The 18,351-nt window shown below is 61.5% G+C and carries 10 protein-coding genes; 5 read left to right on the forward strand and 5 right to left on the reverse strand.

Features of this window, described 5'->3' with window-relative positions:
* The first annotated feature begins 62 nt into the window (after nucleotides 1–62).
* Nucleotides 63–5,246 (forward strand): NEL-type E3 ubiquitin ligase domain-containing protein, encoded by a 5,184-nt coding sequence (locus FIV39_RS09015; protein ID WP_159440120.1) that lies wholly within the window; start codon nucleotides 63–65, stop codon nucleotides 5,244–5,246.
* Between the two features lie 549 nt (nucleotides 5,247–5,795).
* Here the strand turns inward: FIV39_RS09015 and FIV39_RS09020 are convergent.
* From FIV39_RS09020 to FIV39_RS09030, 3 genes are all read right to left on the reverse strand, one after another.
* Entirely contained in the window at nucleotides 5,796–6,695 is a 900-nt protein-coding gene (locus FIV39_RS09020; protein ID WP_090402691.1) for a hydroxymethylglutaryl-CoA lyase, read from the reverse strand.
* 16 nt (nucleotides 6,696–6,711) lie between these two features.
* Nucleotides 6,712–7,104 carry a MerR family transcriptional regulator gene (locus tag FIV39_RS09025; protein ID WP_090402693.1) on the reverse strand — a complete coding sequence of 131 codons (393 nt, stop codon included), beginning with the start codon at nucleotides 7,102–7,104 and terminating at the stop codon, nucleotides 6,712–6,714.
* Nucleotides 7,105–7,219: 115 nt separating this feature from the next.
* Nucleotides 7,220–8,155 carry a LysR family transcriptional regulator gene (locus tag FIV39_RS09030; protein WP_027606275.1) on the reverse strand — a complete coding sequence of 312 codons (936 nt, stop codon included), beginning with the start codon at nucleotides 8,153–8,155 and terminating at the stop codon, nucleotides 7,220–7,222.
* A gap of 166 nt (nucleotides 8,156–8,321) precedes the next feature.
* On the opposite strand from FIV39_RS09030, the gene FIV39_RS09035 reads away from it, so the two are divergent.
* Nucleotides 8,322–9,551 (forward strand): acyl-CoA dehydrogenase, encoded by a 1,230-nt coding sequence (locus FIV39_RS09035; protein WP_029298342.1) that lies wholly within the window; start codon nucleotides 8,322–8,324, stop codon nucleotides 9,549–9,551.
* A gap of 122 nt (nucleotides 9,552–9,673) precedes the next feature.
* On the opposite strand, the gene FIV39_RS09040 is transcribed toward FIV39_RS09035, so the two are convergent.
* Together FIV39_RS09040 and xthA are read right to left on the reverse strand one after the other, a co-directional pair.
* On the reverse strand, nucleotides 9,674–11,008 hold the full coding sequence (locus FIV39_RS09040; RefSeq protein WP_146371504.1) for a substrate-binding domain-containing protein: 1,335 nt from the start codon (nucleotides 11,006–11,008) through the stop codon (nucleotides 9,674–9,676).
* 123 nt (nucleotides 11,009–11,131) lie between these two features.
* Nucleotides 11,132–11,944: an exodeoxyribonuclease III gene (gene xthA, locus FIV39_RS09045; protein ID WP_090402697.1), complete on the reverse strand. Its 813-nt coding sequence runs from the start codon at nucleotides 11,942–11,944 to the stop codon at nucleotides 11,132–11,134.
* A 168-nt stretch (nucleotides 11,945–12,112) separates the two neighbouring features.
* On the opposite strand from xthA, the gene FIV39_RS09050 reads away from it, so the two are divergent.
* The 3 genes from FIV39_RS09050 (at nucleotide 12,113) to FIV39_RS09060 (ending at nucleotide 18,220) form a co-directional block, all read left to right on the forward strand.
* A complete protein-coding gene (locus FIV39_RS09050; RefSeq protein ID WP_090402699.1) occupies nucleotides 12,113–12,757 on the forward strand; it encodes a GNAT family N-acetyltransferase in 645 nt (214 codons plus the stop codon).
* Nucleotides 12,758–12,821: 64 nt separating this feature from the next.
* Nucleotides 12,822–14,549, forward strand: coding sequence for an autotransporter assembly complex protein TamA (locus FIV39_RS09055; protein ID WP_090402701.1), 1,728 nt, complete (start codon nucleotides 12,822–12,824; stop codon nucleotides 14,547–14,549).
* Nucleotides 14,549–18,220 carry a translocation/assembly module TamB domain-containing protein gene (locus FIV39_RS09060; protein ID WP_090402703.1) on the forward strand — a complete coding sequence of 1,224 codons (3,672 nt, stop codon included), beginning with the start codon at nucleotides 14,549–14,551 and terminating at the stop codon, nucleotides 18,218–18,220. Before FIV39_RS09055 ends, FIV39_RS09060 begins: the two co-directional genes overlap by 1 nt.
* Nucleotides 18,221–18,351: the final 131 nt, after the last annotated feature.

Here is an 18,351-nt window from a genome sequence, read left to right on the forward strand (position 1 = left end):
CGCCGCGGGCGGGACCGCGTTGCCTAGAGTGGCGGGATATTTCGCCATTGAAGGCCATGCGCATGACAGTCCCGATTATAGACCCACCCGCACCTGACACTGATGAAGAGCAAAGCCCTCATGTCACGGTGATCCGAGACAACACGCCGACGTGGTACACCGCCGCCGCAGACGTGCGTAAAACCGAGTTGGCCGCGCTGAGCCTGCGTATACCGGATTGGTTCAAGCAGGCTTCAGCGTCATCCAAGGCCACGCTCAAGGAGGTTCACGACCGCAGCCGGCGCGCCTTGAATAACTTGGACCAGTTGCTCAGCCAATTGCAAAGCCCGGTTGACTACGCCGAACCGTTGCTGGTGGCCGCCATCGAACAAACCTTTGGCCAGCGCCTGGATGTGCGCACCGTGTTCTATGCACGCAAGATGGAGGAAAACGAATGCAACCCCGGCCCCGTTGAGGTGGACGCCAGCAGCGCTCATGCATTGGCGCCCCGGTACTATTTCTACAAAGGCCTGAGCCTGCTTGAGGCGGCGCTGAATAATTTCACTGCCGATGAGGCCGAAAAACCGGTATGCGGCGATTGCCACCTGATCACGCGGTACAACTTTCACCACTACCGTGCCGACAGGAAGCATTCCGTGACGAGTGTCCAGGCACAGACGCTGGACATCGATGCCCACGCGTTTGCCGGCCTGTGCCGGGAGCTGGATCTGGGCAAGTCGTATTTCGAACACGCGCGCGCCGCGCTCAATGCGCATATCAGCTCAACGCCAGGCGCGCCCCCCGGCAAGCTCTATGGCACGCTGATCACCAGTCATCGAAATCAATTGGCACTGGCTGCTGAAATCGCCTTGATGAAGGGCGATATTCAACCGCCGCAGCACGCCTTGATCAACGCGATCCTGCTCAATCAAACCAAACACAAATGGGCCGGGGATGACGTCGCGTTCTGCCCGTACCGCCTGTTGAACGTGCAATTGGAGGGCATCCTGATCATCGGGCCGCGAGTCTGGCAGGAGTACCTTGTCAACGCCGAGATCCTGCCGCGCCCGTGCATGGTGTACATCCCCGGCGACCCCCTTTACCCGCTCAAGACTTACGACACCCTCGTCGCGTTTACCGAGCACTTGACCACGCGCCTGTGCAGCGTCGAGTACCGCACGTTCTTCAGTCAATGTGTGCCGCTGTCCGAGCAGGATGGTTTTTTTTCCAGGCTCAAGATGTTGCTTGATCCAAAGGCTGTGTACACGTTCGACCAGGATTTCGATGCGTCCAACAAACGCTCGATCAACCGTCAGGGCCATTACGGCACGGCCTGGGACGACGTGTGGATGGACTACGCGCAGCAGCGCGTGCAGGCAATCATGCACAACGCCAGCGCCAGTGCGGTGGCCACGGCGGATATCACCCAGCGTGCCTATAACGCCTGGCTGTGGTCGTGGGGCAGCAAGGCCTTGAACATTCTTAACCTGGCGGCGTTCGTGGTACCGGGCCTCGGCGAAGTGATGCTGGTGGTCGGCGCGGTACAAATGGCCTATGAAGTGTGCGAGGGGATCGAGTCGTGGTCCAACGGCGATGTGCGCGAAAGCTGGGCACATTTCTCGGGCGTGGCGCTCAACTTGGCGGGCCTGGCGGTGCCCAAGGCACTGATGGTGTTCAAGGACACGGCATTGGTCAGACGGCTGGTGCATGTGCAGTTCGGCGGGCGCCCGCGCCTGTATGACTTCACCCCAGGCGCCTACCGGCATCAGGTCGCATTGCCGGCCGATCTTGTCGCGCAGGCCGACGGCCTCTATGCCCATCAGGGCCGACTGTACCTGCCGGCCGAAGAGGGCGGGCATTATCAGGTGCAGGCCACGCCAACCCGCAATCACTTCAAGCTGGTGCACCCCGAGGGCGAGGCGCGCTATGCGCCGAGTATTCGTCATAACGGCGAAGGCGCGTGGGTGCATGAGTTCGAACAACCGCTGAAGTGGGATCGCAGAACCCTGCTGCGGCGTATCGGCCCGCATGTCGAGCGTTTCAGCGATGACCAACTGGAGCAGATCCGGCGGATCAGCGGGGTGTCCGATGATGCATTGCGGCGCATCTATGTTGACCAGCAACTGCCCCCGCCGTTATTCCAGGAAACCCTCAGGCGCTTTGAGTGTGGAGCCAGGCACCAGGCGTTTATCGATCAGTTGAGCAACGCCGACCCGCAGGTCTTCGGTCGGGTCGATGCGTCATTGCAACTGAAGCTACTGCTGGACAACGGCCTGTGGCCCAAGTCCCGGGTACTGGTGATGTTTGATGCGCAAGGCAATCTGGTCTGGCGTTCTGCTGAGGTCCGGGCACTCAGCCAGGTGGTCAAGGTTGAGGCCGAGCAGGCTGAAAGCGGTCTGCTGCTACCGGCGTTTCTCGAGCAACTGAGTGAGCCTGAAATCCGCCAGTTGCTGGATGAGGACAGCCTGTTGCGCGATGTCCGGTTTCGCCTGATTCTGGGCGGGGAAGTGGACGCAGAGGGCAACTCTATCCCCAGGGCGGCGGATGACGAGGCGCTCAATGCCCAGGCGCAACAGATGATGCAGTCGCTGCGTACGCCGCAGGCGAGGGCGCTCCGGTACCGTGATCGGTTGCTCGAAGTGGCCACGAAGACCCAGGGCAAGCTCTACAGGGGCGAGGTCCTGGCCGGGGATGTCTCCAGCGATACCCACGCGCAACTGATCCAGCGTACATTCCCCGGCTTGCCCAAGCTCGCCGCCGAGGAACTGGCAAGCCATGCCAGCTCTCAGGAAGTGGCGCAAATGGACACCACCTCACGGCTACCCCTGCGGATGGCCGAAGAAGCCCGTTATTACCTGCAAAAAGCGCGGATCATGCGCGCGCATACCGCGCTGCTGTTCGACAGTGAACTGACGATGGACGGCGTACACCTGGCGCTGCACAAGCTCGCAGCGATAGCCGGTCGCCTCGAGGGTATCGGGATCGAGTTGCGGGCGGACAGCTACGATGGCGCGGTGTTGGATCGTATTGGTGCCATGGATGCCCCTCGGCAGATTCGCCTGGTACGGGTCAGCATGAAAGAGTGGGCGGTTTACAGCGAGTCGCACAGGCTGACGTACCGGCGGGCAGACAAAGATGCGTTCTATAGCGCGCTCCTGGTGGCCACTGAAGATCAATTCCTCGACATGCCGCGAATCCGTGCATCGACCCCGGGCTTGAAGGCGCAGATTGTGCAGCAGGCCCTGAGTGAACAGACGAGCCGCAAGGCGCTGGGCCTGCAAGCGATCAAACCGGGGTTCAAGTCGCCCATGCGCTTGGCCGACGGGCGTGTCGGCTACCCGCTGAGTCCGGTGGGTGGCGCCACGCCGTGGCCCTCGGTGTGTGTCATGAAGGCGATGATGTTGTACCCGTCAAAATCCATTGACGCCGTTGTCGAGATGCTTGGGCTGCAAGGCCGCAGCAGTGCCACGCTGCTGGCAAGGCTGAACCAGCTTGAACAGGAATTCGCGCAGCTCGACCGCGACTTGGTCGCCTGGCAGCAGGCCGGCGAGTCGGGTTACCGGAGCGCAAGGCGTCGGGCCAGCGCGGACCTGCGAAACGCCTGGCAGCGCAAAACGGCCATAGCGTTCGCGGCGGATGGGACGCCTATTGGGCATGTCCTGGATCTTTCCGATGAGGTGATCCACGAGCTTCCTGCGCTCAGCGCCAATATGGACCACGTGGGCAGGCTGAATCTACGCCGCATGGGGTTGTCGGACAGTTCCTTGCCGTTTTTTCGGGCATTCGGCGGGTTGCGCTGGCTGGATCTGCGCGAGAATAACCTCACCCAACTGCCGGAATTTGCCAACGCGGGCGCCGGGCTGACCAAGCTCAACCTGAGCCGCAATGATATCCGCCTGAGCGAGCAAGGCCGGGTGCGCCTGGAAGGCATGCGGGCTCTGAAAATTCTCAACCTCTCCGATAATCCCCACCTCGGCTGGACCGCCGACGTGCGCGGCATGCGCAGCCTGAACCAGCTGTATCTGAGTAACACCGGCAGTACCCACTTCCCGACAGGCGTCGAGCAACTGACTCAGCTGGCGCGGATAGACCTGCACACCAACCGGCTCACCACGCTGCCGGAGTACGCGTTCGAGCATCTGGAACGCATCATTGTGCACGACAATCCGTTATCGGCAGACACCTTGGCGCGTCTTGCTGCTGAGTTGCCGGCGCATCAGGCGGTGTGGACGGACCATGTCGATACCGTCGATGCCCGGGATTTATGGCTGGTTGATACGCCGCAGGTGCAGCGCGCCCAGCGTAGCAACCTGTGGGATGACCTGCGTGCCAGTGCAGACTCGCAACAGTTCTTCACGGTGCTGGCCGACACCACCCGCGGTGCCGAATATGCTTCCGGTAACACCCGTGCGGCCCTGGCAGCACGGGTGTGGGACATGCTTGAAGCGGCGCAGCAAAGCCAGGACATCCGCGAGATCTTATTCAGCACGGCAGATGATCGAGTCACCTGTGGCGACGGGAGCACCGTGGAGTTCATGAACCTCGAAAGGGAGTTGATCGGCGCCAGAGCGTTGCTGCTGGCAGGGGATGTGCACGCCGAGAGCATGCTGATCAGTACCGCGAAAAAACTGTTTCGCCAGCATCTGGTGGATGTCATCGCGCAGCGCGACGTCGAGGCGCGGGGGCCTGGCTTCGCCGAGCAGGTCGAAGTCATCCTGGCCTATCGGATCGGTCTGGCGGACCGATTGGACCTGCCGGTGAAATCCCGAGGCATGCTGTTTCCCCAACAAGCGAATGTCAGCCAGGCAGCACTCGACCAGGCCTATACGCAGGTGCTTGCGGCTGAACAGGTCACCGCCGATGAAACGGCGTTTTTTGCCGAGCGGCGCTTCTGGCAACAGCACTTGCGCACCCAGTACCCGCAACAACTTGAAGCCTTGATGGGGCCCGGCGACGCGCTGAATCGAGCCAGGGGCGACGCGCTCGATGAGCTCGCGCAGTGGGAGGCGCAGGAGAATACTGCTGCGGATCAGGCGAGCAAAGATCAGTGGCAGGCACGGCACACTGAGCTGGTGGATAATCTGGTAAACATGCTGGGTAAGCCCAGGACAGAAATCCTGGTCGATGGCACGATGCAAAGCGCGTTCTATCTTGAGCAGTTGAACGTGCTGGGCGTGGTGCATTTGCAACAGGAAGAACAGGCCATGCGCACACTGACGCGGTCAGTGCTCAACAACGCCGCCGCCGAGCAGGGGACGCCGGTCTGAAAAGGCCAGGTGCAGACAGCACAAGGGGGACCCGAGGGTCCCCTTTAATTTGTCGTTGCGTGCTCTTTTTTTATTATTGAGGGGCGGCCTGTTGTTGTTTTTGGCAGCCGTGGCCCTTTACCGCTGTTTTGGCGACCCCCATTCGGGGTCAAGAGCAAACGTATTTTTTTGAGCGCTGATCTACTTCTTCGTTATCGATCCAACCAGTGGGTAGCTACCTGAGGTAGTTTTATTTTTCTCTAACCGGTTGCGGGTTTCGGCAAGCCGTACCCTGCGAAGCACATCTTCTCCAAAAAAATCTGTTAGCTGCGTCTCTGCCGTGTTGTTTTTGTTATGTCAGAGTCGTTTCGTCTTATTTTTATTAGGTTTGGCGCTTTTTATTCTTGTTATGCCATAGAGATAGCAGAAGGCGTGCCAACTTTTAAAATTGCTTTAAAATCAATAGGTTAATTTTTTGGTAGGATTTTTCCTGCGGCAAATGCGACTAAATATGTTCCCGTGTTACTCGATGTGTAGTCGTGCGGTAACACATTGTCACGGCTACGCTACTCAACTGGCGTTACGCGCCTTGGCCACGCGCGAACCCGTGGGGCGGCCCAGCACGTGGCTGATTTGCAGGCCCGCACGAATCAATGCGTCCAGGTCGATACCGGTGTCGATTCCCAGGCCATTGAGCAGGTACAGCACATCTTCGGTGGCGACGTTACCGCTGGCGCCCTTGGCATAAGGGCAGCCGCCGAGGCCCGCAATAGAGCTGTCGAATACCGTGATACCTTCCAGCAGGCTGGCATAGATATTGGCGATGGCCTGGCCATAGGTGTCGTGGAAGTGGCCCGCGAGTTTGTCCCGTGGTACCTGCGCACCGACCACGTCGAACAGCCGCCGCGTGGTACCCGCCGTGCCGGTGCCGATGGTGTCGCCCAGGGACACCTCGTAGCAGCCCATGGCATACAGCTCCCGCGCGACCGCCGCCACTTGCTCTGGCGCAATCTCACCTTCGTAAGGGCAACCCAACACACACGACACATAGCCGCGCACGCTGATGCCGTGCTGCCTGGCTGCGGCCATGATCGGCGCAAAGCGTTCCAGGCTGTCGCTGATGGAACAGTTGATATTGCGCTGGGAAAACGCTTCGGAGGCCGCTGCAAACACCGCCACTTCCTTTACGCCCGCCGCCAGCGCGTCCTCAAAACCACGCAGGTTTGGCGCCAGCGCGCCGTAGGTCACGCCGGGCTTGCGCTGGATCTGCGCAAACACTTCGGCGGAACCGGCCATTTGCGGCACCCACTTGGGCGAGACAAAACTGCCGACTTCGATATAGCTCAAGCCCGCCGCGCTGAGGGCGTCCACCAATTGGACCTTGTCGGCCACGCTGATGGGTTGGGCTTCGTTCTGCAAACCGTCGCGCGGGCCGACTTCCACCAGGCGTACATGAGAGGGGAGGGACATGGCAGCTACCTTCTGATCAATGGCCAACCTGGCCCATGGTGTGGGCCAGAGCCTGGGTGCAACGCTCTTCAGCGGTGTCCAGTTCCAGCTTCATTTGTTCGATATCCAACAGTTGCTGTTCCAACTGCTCACGACGCTCGGCGATCTTGGCCAGCATGCTGTTGAGTTGGATCTGGTTGCCGCCGGTGGGGTCGTAGAGTTCGATCAGCTCACGGCACTCGGCCAGGGAAAAACCGATGCGCTTGCCCCGCAGGATCAGCTTGAGGCTGACCTTGTCCCGTGCCGAATAAATGCGCTCCTGGCCCCGGCGTTCCGGAGCCAGCAGGCCTTGTTCTTCATAGAAGCGAATGGCGCGGGTGGTGATGTCGAGCTCGCGGGCTAGGTCGGAGATGCTGTAGGTCGTGCTCATGGGGGCGCTCAAGAAGGTCTTGGCGCTAAGCTAATGGCAGGTTGACGTGAACGTCAAGGTCCGCTGCGCAGCCCATCGCGGGCAAGCCCCCTCCCACAGGGGGCGTTCTTCAACCTCAGGCCTGTTGTTTATCCAGCTTCTTTTCGTGGGCGGTGACTTGCTGGCACAACTCGATCATCTGCTCGCGCATCCAGCGGTTGGCCGGGTCCTGGTCGGTGCTTTCGTGCCAGTACAGGTGGGTCTCCACCGGTGGCACGTCATTGACCGGCAGGTTGAACCAGTGCAGTTCATGGCGGCGGGCGAAGCGTTCCGGCACGGTCATGACCATGTCGGTCTGCTGCAACACTTGCGAGGCCATCAGGTAATGCTGGGAGCGCAGGGCGATCTTGCGCTGGATGCCCATCTTGCCCAACGCCAGGTCGACGTGGCCCAAACCGTTGCGGCGGCTGGAGATATGGATATGGGTCAGCGACAGGTAGTCATCCAGGGTGAATTTGTCCTTGCCCGCCATGGGATGACCCTTGCGCATGGCGCACACGTAGCGGTCTTCCATCAGCTTGACGTGGCGTACCTGCGGGTCGGTGTTGAGCGGCGCATCCACGGCAAAATCCAGGCGCCCGGCCGCCAGTTCCTTGGTGGTCTCGCGGCGTTTGGACAGGAAGCTCTCGATCACCACGGTGGGCGCCAGGCGGCGCAGGCGTTGGAACAGCAGCGGCAGAATCACCGCTTCGGTGAGGTCGGTCATGCTGATGCGGTAGGTCTTGGCCGCCTGCTGTGGGTTGAAGATGCGGCTTTCCTGCACCGACACGCGCAGCAACGACAACGCATTGCGCACCGGGCCGATGATGTTCTGCGCCATCGGCGTGGGCACCATGCCTTGGGCGGTGCGCACGAACAGCGGGTCGTTGAACGTCTCGCGCAGGCGGGCCAGAGCGTTGGACACCGCCGGCTGGGTGATGCCGACAATTTGCCCGGCGCGGGTCAGGTTGGCTTCGGTGTAGATCGCGTCGAAGACGATAAAGAGGTTGAGGTCGACCTTGCTCAGATTCATTGGGTTGCGCTCTTATTATTAGGTGGCGATTTGTTACGTGCTCATACGTCAATCATATATCGGTGATGAATGTTAATACACGCCGAGAATAGGCTAGGTAAATTATCAACGCTGTTCTAGCATCGATTGCATGACCTAAACAACCTCTCAAAGAAGGGAGCTGCTCATGGATTTCGCCTATTCGCCCAAGGTTCAGGAACTGCGTGAACGCGTCACCGCGTTCATGGACGCTTACGTTTACCCGGCCGAGCCGGTGTTCGAACGCCAGGTCAGCGAAGGCGACCGCTGGCAGCCCACCGCCATCATGGAAGAGCTGAAAGCCAAGGCTAAAGCCGAGGGCCTGTGGAACCTGTTCCTGCCCGAATCCGAACTGGGCGCCGGCCTGACCAACCTTGAATACGCGCCACTGGCCGAGATCATGGGCCGCTCGCTGCTGGGCCCGGAGCCGTTCAACTGCTCCGCCCCCGACACCGGCAACATGGAAGTGCTGGTGCGCTATGCCAACGAAGAGCAGAAACAACGCTGGCTCGAGCCGTTGCTACGCGGTGAGATCCGCTCAGCCTTCGCCATGACCGAGCCCGATGTGGCGTCCTCGGACGCCACCAACATGGCCGCCCGCGCCGAGCGACAGGGCGACGAGTGGGTGATCAACGGCAAGAAGTGGTGGACGTCCGGCGCCTGCGACCCGCGCTGCAAGATCCTGATCTTCATGGGCCTGAGCAACCCGGATGCACCGCGCCACCAGCAGCACTCGATGATCCTGGTGCCGGTGGATGCCCCCGGGGTGAAAATCGTACGCCCGCTGCCGGTGTTCGGCTACGACGACGCGCCCCACGGTCACGCCGAAGTGCTGTTCGACAATGTCCGTGTACCCTATGAAAACGTACTGCTCGGTGAAGGCCGTGGCTTCGAGATTGCCCAGGGTCGCCTCGGCCCAGGCCGTATCCACCACTGCATGCGCTCCATCGGCATGGCCGAGCGCGCACTGGAACTGATGTGCAAACGCTCGGTCAGCCGCACCGCATTCGGCAAGCCTTTGGCGCGCCTGGGCGGCAATATCGACAAAATCGCCGATTCGCGCATGGAAATCGACATGGCGCGCCTGCTGACGCTGAAAGCGGCATACATGATGGACACCGTGGGCAATAAAGTGGCGAAAAGTGAAATCGCCCAGATCAAGGTGGTGGCGCCGAACGTGGCGTTGAAGGTGATCGACCGCGCGATCCAGATCCACGGCGGCGCCGGCGTCTCCAACGATTTCCCGCTGGCCTACATGTACGCCATGCAACGCACCCTGCGCCTGGCCGACGGCCCGGACGAAGTGCACCGCGCGGCAATCGGCAAGTTCGAGATCGGCAAGTATGTGCCTAAAGAGTTGATGCGCAGCGGGCAGTAACACCGCGTCGCCTGCATCGGGGGCAAGCCCCCTCCCACACTTTGAATGTATTCCCAAATCAAAATGTGGGAGGGGGCTTGCCCCCGATGAGGCCGGATCAGGCCCTGAAGATCCAGCAGCCCTCAGTACACCCAAACCTCCACCCGCCGATTCTTGATCCGCCCCTCATCCGCCGTATTCGCCGCCACCGGCATCTGTGCGCCGAACCCGCGAATATCGCGCAATACCACGCCGTTCTTGACCAATTCCCGGCGCACCGCCATCGCCCGCAGCTTCGACAGCAGCGCGGCGCGTTGCGGGTCATTCTTGGCGTCGCCGAACCCGACCAGTGATACCTGCTTGTCGAGTTGGTTGTGGCTCTTTATATAGGCCACGACGCGCTGCACATCCTGGCGCGCCTTGTTGTCCAGGCTGGCGCTGCCTTCCGCGAAGCGAAAATTCACGGTCAAACGCTGGGCGTCACGGGCAATCGCTTGGTAGTCGTCAGGCATCGAGGGACGCGGTTGCACCGTCATCGCCTGCACCTGCTGCGCGATAAACCCGTTGGCCGCCACAATCGCCTGGCCTTTGCTGCTCTGGGTAAAGTCCACCAACGCCTTGGCCCGCGGGTTGCGGGAGGACGGCGGCAGGTAGAAGAACAGTCGGCGCGACAACGGGTAATCCTCGGTGGCAATCAGGCTGTTCAACGGCAACATTGGTTGCGAATCACCATCGACAATTGCCACCGCCTTGGCCTGGCGTACGTAAGGCAAGCCGATAAAACCGATGCCCTGGGGATCCTGGCTGACCGCATCGGACAACGCTTCGCTGGACTCGAAGCGCTTGGCGGAGGCGGCCAGGGGCTTGCCGCGCAGGCGCAGCACCAACTCCTTGAAGGTGTCATAGGTGCCGGATTGGTCATCCCGCGCGTACAAGTGAATGGCGCCGCCGACACCGCCCAATGCTTCCCAGGTGTTGATTTCGCCATTGAAGATCTGCGCCAGTTGCTCAGTGTTCAACGTATTCAGTGGGTTGTGCGGGTTGAGGATAATGGCCAGGCCGTCGATGGCGATCACCTGTTCGGCCTCGGGGCTTTTCAGGTCGCCCAGGGGTTCGAGGTCCACCCGTTCGCTGTCCTTGATCGGACGCGAAGACGCGGCGAGGTCGGCGCTGGTTTTTTTCAATGCGACAAACCCGGTGCTGGAACCATGGGCCGCGACTTCTATGGTCACCGTCTTGCCCTGGCGCGTCTTGCCGACCACGCGCTGTTCATTGGCGCCCTCGGCGGGTTCGCTGTGCACCGCCTGCAGGCCCTGATGCTCCATCAACCCCTTGACCAACGCCGGCCCCAACGCCGCGCCAATGGTGTTGGAACCTTGGATGCGCAAGGCAGGCCCTTGGTCGGGAACGGGTAGGGGAGCAGCCACAACGGGGAGGGAAAGCACGCAACACAACAGGAACAGAACGCGCAGCGTCATGCCGGCACCTTCTCAAGCCAAAGGGAGTGCCGCGAGATTAAGTCAGTTGGGTTTCAATAATGTGACCGACACTCAAGCGATTAAAACAGTGGGAGAGGGCAAGCCCCCTCCCACATTTGATCGTCAGCTCAGTTCAAGCCAGATCGGCGCATGGTCAGACGGCTTCTCCAAACCACGCAGGTCGTAATCCACACCCGCATCCTTGACCCGCGGCACCAGGCCGGTAGACGCCATGATCACGTCAATGCGCAGCCCACGCTTGGGCTCATCCTCGAACCCGCGGCTGCGGTAGTCGAACCAGCTGAAACGGTCGGCCACATCGGGGTTCAGGTGACGGAAGCTGTCCACCAGGCCCCAATTCTTCAGGCGCGCCATCCACTCGCGTTCTTCCGGCAGGAAGCTGCACTTGCCGGTTTTCAGCCAGCGTTTGGCGTTGTCGGCCCCGATGCCGATGTCGCAGTCTTCCGGGGAGATATTCACGTCGCCCATCACCACCAGGGCCTGGTCGTTGCTGAACTGGCTTTCCAGCAGTTGCTGCAAGTCTTCGTAGAAGCGCTGCTTGGCCGGGAACTTGGTCGGGTGGTCGCGGCTTTCACCTTGTGGGAAATAGCCGTTCATGATGGTAACCGGATGGCCGTTTTCATCGGCGAAGGTGCCCCAGATAAAGCGGCGCTGGGCATCCTCTTCATCACTGGCAAAGCCCTTGTGCACGCTCAACGCTTCTTTGCGCGAGAGCAGTGCCACGCCGTAGTGGCCTTTTTGGCCGTGGTAGTACACGTGATAGCCCAGTGCCTGCACTTCGGCCAGGGGGAACTGGTCGTCGTGGACCTTGGTTTCCTGCAGGCCGATGACATCGGGTTGGTGTTTTTCAATCAGTGCCGCCAGCTGATGAGGGCGGGCGCGCAGCCCGTTGATATTGAAGGAGACGATTTTCATGGTCGGCGGTCCAGTCTGGCAAAAGGGCGATGCTAGCGGACAAGTCGGATGGGGGCCAGCGTGGCGGTAGGACAGATGCACTGCTAATGTCTGGGAACGACTGGTGCTGCGTAGGTTCGTACCCATAAGAACGCCATCTATTGAGTGGCGCCCAGGGAGATTGACTGTATGACTGACACTGCCATTGGCGAAGTTCGCCTGCTCAACAGCGGCTATTCCCGCGAAGCTCGCTCCCTGCTGTACCAGGCCTATCGGCATGAGCCGACGTTTGCCTACATCTTTGAAGCTGAACGCGCAGGCTATGAACAGAGGGTACGCGCCACCGTGCGCGAACTGGTCAAGCAGCATTTCTTCCAGAAACTTCCCGCCATCGGTCTGTTCGTCAACGACCGCCTGATCGGCATCGCGCTGATCGCGCCACCCCAGCGGCGCCTGGGGATTACCGAAAGCTGGGCCTGGCAATTGCGCATGTGGCTGAGCACCGGCGTGCGTGGCACCCGTCGCTACCTGGACTACCACTATGCGGTGATGGCCTGCTTGCCCAACGAGTCGGTGCATGTGCTGCCGCTGATGGGCATTCACCCGCAATTCCAGGGCAAGCACTACGGTGAACAGCTGCTGGGAGCGGTGCACAACTGGTGCGCGGAAGACCCGCACTCATCCGGCGTGGTGTTGGACACGGGGAATTCGCGCTATCTGGAGTTCTACAAACGCCAGGGTTATGAGGAGATCGGCGAAGTCGCTGTAGGACCGATTCTGGAACACGTATTTTTCCACCCCAATCCGCAGGTGTTACATGCTGCAACGGCTTAGCGCAGAATTTTTCAGAATCGTCTGAGTTCTAAGTTTCTCCCCAGCTCGTGTAGCATCCGCGCCTATGAAGTTTCCAGGAAGATTTACCAGCGGCTTGGTTCTGCTGTTCACAAGCTGCGGCGCATTTGCGCAAAGCGAATTGGACGTGCGGATCAAGCCTTCAAACGACGCGTTGAAAGCCAACATCGAAGGCTATATCGGCGGGGTGGGCGAGCGTGATGAAGAGGCCTTGCTGCGGTTCAGCCGTGGTGCCGAAGAGCAGGCGCGCAAAGCTGCCCAGGCACTCGGTTTCTATCAGCCCCGGATCGAAAGCGATGTGAAGGGCGGCAAGAACCCGCGCCTGATCCTCACCATCGACCCCGGCGAACCGGTGCATTTGCGCAACGTGACCATTCGGGTCGACGGCCCTGCCGCGAACCTCAAGGCCTTTCGCGTGCCCGCCAGCGACGACCTCAAATCCGGCGCCGTGCTCAACCACGGCCACTACGAAGACGCCAAGCGTCTGATCCAGAACCAGGCCTCGCGCTACGGCTTTTTCAGCGGGCGCTTCACCCGCCAGAAACTCTCGGTAGACCCGCAGGCCGGCGTCGCCGATATTGAACTCATCTACGACAGCGGCCCGCGCTACACCTTGGGCAAGGTCAGCTTTGCCGGCGACACGCCGTTTGACGAGGAGCTGCTGCAACGCATGGTGCCGTTTAAAAGTGGCGCGCCCTACGATTCCGAACTGATCGCCGAACTCAACCAGAACCTGCAAGCCAGCGGCTTTTTCGAAGGCGTGCGGGTGGACGCGGCACCCGCGGCTTCGGCCAACGACGTGATCCCGGTCGCCGTCAATCTGGAAACCCGCAAGCCGCGTACCATGGGCCTGGGCCTGGGTTTCTCCACCGACGTCGGCCCGCGTGGCAGGGCCAACTGGACCCGCCACTGGGTCAATCCCCAAGGCCACAGCTATGGCTGGGAAACCGAGTTGTCGGCACCCCGGCAAAACGTTGGACTGTGGTACGACATCCCGCTCGACCCGCCGCTTACCGATAAGCTGCGTTTCGCCGGCGGTTACCAGAATGAAGAAATCGCCAACACCGACACCTTGAGCAAATTGCTCACCCTAGGCCCCGAATGGCACAGCAAGTTGCCCAGTGGCTGGACCCGGGTGGTCTCGCTCAAATACCAGCGCGAAGAATATCGCCTGGGCAATGACTCCGGCCTGAGTAACCTGCTGATGCCAGGTGTGAGCTATTCCTACCTGCGCAGCGATAACCGCATCGACCCCCACAATGGCTACCGCCTGCAATTCGACAGCAAGGTGGCCAAGGAGGGGTTGGGGTCCGACACCAACCTGCTTTATGGCACGGCGATGATCAAGGGCCTGACCACCCTGTGGGACAACCACCGCTTCCTGGCGCGGGCGCAGGTCGGCGGCAGCGCCACCAACGGCTACAAGTCGGTGCCACCGTCGCTGCGCTTCTTCGCCGGTGGCGACCAGAGCGTGCGCGGTTACGAATACCAGACGCTCTCACCGGAAAACGACCGGGGTGATCGTATCGGTGGCCGCTATATGGTGGCCCTGAGCGCCGAGTATCAATATTCCATCGCCGAAAAATGGCGGATCGCGACCTTTATCGACCAGGGCAACTCCTTCAATACCCTGGACTTGCCCAGCCTGAAAACCGGCGTCGGCGTCGGCATCCGCTGGGTCTCGCCGGTCGGGCCGATCCGCCTGGACCTGGCCCATGCCCTGGAAGACCCGGGCGGCGTTCGATTGCACTTTTCCATGGGGCCTGAGCTGTGATGCGTGGTGTGAAAATAGCGGGGCTGGCCGTGTTGGCCATCCTTGCGGTGCTGTTGCTGGCACTGTGGGCGGTACTCGGCACCCAGGCGGGCAGTCGCTGGGCGCTGGGGCGTGTACCGGGGTTGAGCGTGGAGCATTTCCAGGGCCGCCTGGGTGGCCAGTGGAGCGCCGATCATCTATTGTGGGCGCAAGACGGCAGTCGCGTGGAACTGGATGCGCCGGCGTTTGACTGGTCACCGGCATGCCTGCTGCGCATGACCCTGTGCATCAATCGCCTGGACGTGGAGCAAGTCCGCCTGGACGTTGCGCCGAGCACCGAAGAGAGCAGCGGGCCGATTCAATTGCCGGACCTGAAGCTGCCCGTTTCCATTCAGTTGGGCGACGTTCGTGTCGGCAGCCTGCTGTTTAACGGCAGCGAACAACTCAAGGGGCTGCAACTGGCGGCGCACTGGACCGCCGCCGGTATGCAGATTGACGCGGTGCACCTGCAACGGGACGGCCTGGTGCTGGACCTGAACGGCCTGTTGCAACCCAGCGGCGACTGGCCGCTGACCGCCAACGGCAACCTGAGCCTGCCCTATGCGCCGGGCGGTGCACCGTGGACGGTGGCGCTCAATGTCGAGGGCGATCTGCTCAAGACCCTCAAGCTCGACGCCGACAGCAGCGGCTACCTGCCCGCCAAGCTCATGGGTGAGCTGCAACCCCTGGCGGACGACCTGCCCGCACAGGTGCACATCACCGCCGATGGTTTCAAACCCAGCGCCGATCTGCCCGACACCCTGCAACTCAATCAACTGGACCTGACCGCCAAGGGCGATTTGCGCAGCGGCTACCAACTGCTGGGCAAGGCTGTGCTGCCGGCGGAGAAAGGCCCGGTGGACCTGTTGCTGCAAGGCAAGGTCGACGCCAAGGGCGCGCAGATCGCCGGCCTGGACCTGAACGCCGGCGAGCAGCAGAGCCTCAAACTCACGGCCCAGTTGGACTGGCAACAGGGCTTCAGCGCCGACGCCAAGATCGATTGGCTGGATTTTCCCTGGCACCGCCTCTATCCGCTGATCGACCAGCCGCAGGTGGTAGTGCGCACCTTCAACGGTGAGGTTTCCTACAAAGACGGCAACTACCTCGGCAACCTCAAGGCCGACCTCGACGGCCCGGCCGGCAAATTCAATGTGGTCACGCCGTTCAGTGGCGACCTCACGCAAATCTTCCTGCCGGAGCTGAAACTGACCGCCGGCCAAGGCAAGGCCGAAGGGCATTTGAACCTGAAATTCGCCGATGGCATTGCCTGGGATACCGCATTGGACCTGTCGGCGCTGAACCCGGCGTACTGGGTGGCGCAATTGCCGGGCACGTTGGCTGGCCCCTTGCGCAGCCAAGGTGAGTTTAAAAACGAACAGCTCAAACTCAACGCCGACCTCGACCTCAAGGGCCGCCTGCGTGGGCAAACCGCCGTGCTGGCGGCCAAGGCCGAAGGCGCGGGGGAGCAATGGACCCTGGCCAACCTGGATGTTCGCTTGGGCGACAACCGCATCAACGGCAGCGGCAGCCTGCAGCAACGCCTGGCCGGGCAGATCGACATCAAGCTGGCGCGCCTGGCCCAGCTGTGGCCACAGTTGCGTGGGCAGGTGAATGGCCGACTCGACGTGGCCGGCAGCCTCAAGGCGCCCCAAGGCAAACTCGAGCTCAAGGGCCAGCAACTGGCGTTCGCCGATAATCGCCTGCAAAGCCTGAGTTTGGACGCGAACCTGGACAGTGCCCAGCGCGCGAAAATCGACCTCAAGGGCAACGGCATTCAAAGCGGCGACACCCAGGTCGGCACGCTCACCGCCAGCGCCCAGGGCGACATCAGGAACCAGAAGGTCCAACTCGACCTGGCCGGCCCCTTGGTCAAACTCGCCCTGGCCCTCGACGGCAACCTCGACCAAGGCAACTGGCGCGGGCGCCTGGCCAGTGGTGATGTGCAGACGGGTGGCCAGGACTGGAGGCTGCAAGCACCGGCAAAAATCGAGCGCATGGCCGACGGCAAGCTGACCTTCGCGGCCCATTGCTGGGTCTCCGGCGCGGCCAGCCTATGCGGTGAAGACCAGCGCCTCATGCCCGAACCCAAATTGCGCTACCACCTCAAGCAATTCCCCATCGACAGCCTGGCGGCGTTTTTGCCCAAGGACTTCGCCTGGCAGGGCAATCTCAACGCCGACATACAACTCGACTTGCCCGCCAGCGGCCCCAAAGGCGTGGTCTCGGTGGATGCCAGCGGCGGCACCCTGCGGGTCAAGGACAAGGACCAGTGGCTGGATTTCCCCTACGACACCCTCAAGCTGGAAACCACCCTCAACCCCAATCGTATCGACACCCAGCTGAACTTCCGTGGCGGCCAGCTCGGCGAGTTGCTGTTGCAGGCGCAGATCAACCCGTTACCGAAAAACAAGCCGATCAGCGGCAATTTCAGCCTCACCGGACTCGATCTCGCCGTGGCGCGGCCGTTTGTGCCAATGGTCGAGAAACTCAATGGCAGGCTCAACGGCAGCGGCCGCATCTCCGGTGGCCTGCTGGCGCCGCAGGTCAACGGCAACGTCAACCTGGTGGGGGGTGAAGTGTCCGGACCGGAGCTGCCCATCAGCCTTGAAGGGCTGAACGTGCAGGCGTTGATTGCCGGTGAAAGCGTGCAGCTCAATGGCGCGTGGCGCAGCGGTAAGGCCGGGCAGGGCAGCCTCAAGGGCCGGATCGACTGGGGCCAGGCGCTGGCGGTGGACCTGAGCCTGCAAGGCTCGCAATTGCCGGTCACGGTGGAGCCCTACGCCGAGCTGGAAGTGGCGCCAGACCTGAAGATCAGCTTGAAGAATGACAAGCTCGCTATTGCCGGCAAGGTGCGGATCCCGCGCGGCGACATCACCGTGCGCGAACTGCCGCCCTCCACCGTCAAGGTCTCGGATGACACCGTGATCGTCGGCAGCCAGACCGAAGAAGGCAAGCCGCCGATGGCCATGGCCATGGATATCGACGTGGCGGTGGGCGAAGACCAGCTCAACTTCTCGGGCTTCGGCCTCACCGCCAAGGTGCAGGGCCATGTGCATATCGGCGACAACATGGACACCCGTGGCGAGTTGTGGCTCAACGACGGCCGCTACCGTGCGTACGGGCAGCGCCTTGATGTGCGTCGTGCGCGGCTGCTGTTCGCCGGGCCGCTCGACCAGCCCTATCTGGATATTGAAGCGATCCGCAAGACCGATGATGTGGTCGCCGGCATCCGCCTGAGCGGCAGCGCCGAGCAGCCCACCACGCAAATCTTCTCGGAACCGGCCATGAGCCAGGAACAGGCGCTGTCCTACCTGGTGCTGGGGCGCCCGTTGAGCTCCACCGGCGAAGACAACAACATGCTCGCCCAAGCGGCCCTGGGCCTGGGCCTGATGGGCAGTGCCGGGGTCACCTCGGATCTTGCCAACAAACTGGGTATCCAGGACTTCGACCTCGACACCCAGGGCAGCGGCACCACCACGGCGGTGGTGGCCAGCGGCAAGATCACCGAGAAACTCAGCCTGCGTTACGGGGTAGGGGTGTTCGAACCGGCCAGCACCATCGCCTTGCGCTACCTGCTGAGCAAGAAGGTGTACCTGGAGGTGGCGAGTGGCGTGGCCAGTTCCCTCGACATCTTCTACAAGCGCGATTTCTAGATCCTTTCGCGGTACAAAATGTGGCAGGGGGCTTGCGCCGATAGCAGTCGTTCAGTCAACACAGTGACTGACCCAACGCTCTCGGGGGTAAGCCCCCTGCCACATTAGCAAGCAAGCTAATTATTCCATTT

Source organism: Pseudomonas grimontii (assembly GCF_007858185.1).
Taxonomy (GTDB): domain Bacteria; phylum Pseudomonadota; class Gammaproteobacteria; order Pseudomonadales; family Pseudomonadaceae; genus Aquipseudomonas; species Aquipseudomonas grimontii.

Excerpts from the sequence above, each read along its gene's own strand:
- FIV39_RS09015 (WP_159440120.1), top strand. The coding sequence starts at position 63 with ATGACAGTCCCGATTATAGACCCACCCGCACCTGACACTGATGAAGAG.
- FIV39_RS09020 (WP_090402691.1), bottom strand. The coding sequence starts at position 6,695 with ATGTCCCTCCCCTCTCATGTACGCCTGGTGGAAGTCGGCCCGCGCGAC.
- FIV39_RS09025 (WP_090402693.1), bottom strand. The coding sequence starts at position 7,104 with ATGAGCACGACCTACAGCATCTCCGACCTAGCCCGCGAGCTCGACATC.
- FIV39_RS09030 (WP_027606275.1), bottom strand. The coding sequence starts at position 8,155 with ATGAATCTGAGCAAGGTCGACCTCAACCTCTTTATCGTCTTCGACGCG.
- FIV39_RS09035 (WP_029298342.1), top strand. The coding sequence starts at position 8,322 with ATGGATTTCGCCTATTCGCCCAAGGTTCAGGAACTGCGTGAACGCGTC.
- FIV39_RS09040 (WP_146371504.1), bottom strand. The coding sequence starts at position 11,008 with ATGACGCTGCGCGTTCTGTTCCTGTTGTGTTGCGTGCTTTCCCTCCCC.
- xthA (WP_090402697.1), bottom strand. The coding sequence starts at position 11,944 with ATGAAAATCGTCTCCTTCAATATCAACGGGCTGCGCGCCCGCCCTCAT.
- FIV39_RS09050 (WP_090402699.1), top strand. The coding sequence starts at position 12,113 with ATGACTGACACTGCCATTGGCGAAGTTCGCCTGCTCAACAGCGGCTAT.
- FIV39_RS09055 (WP_090402701.1), top strand. The coding sequence starts at position 12,822 with ATGAAGTTTCCAGGAAGATTTACCAGCGGCTTGGTTCTGCTGTTCACA.
- FIV39_RS09060 (WP_090402703.1), top strand. The coding sequence starts at position 14,549 with ATGCGTGGTGTGAAAATAGCGGGGCTGGCCGTGTTGGCCATCCTTGCG.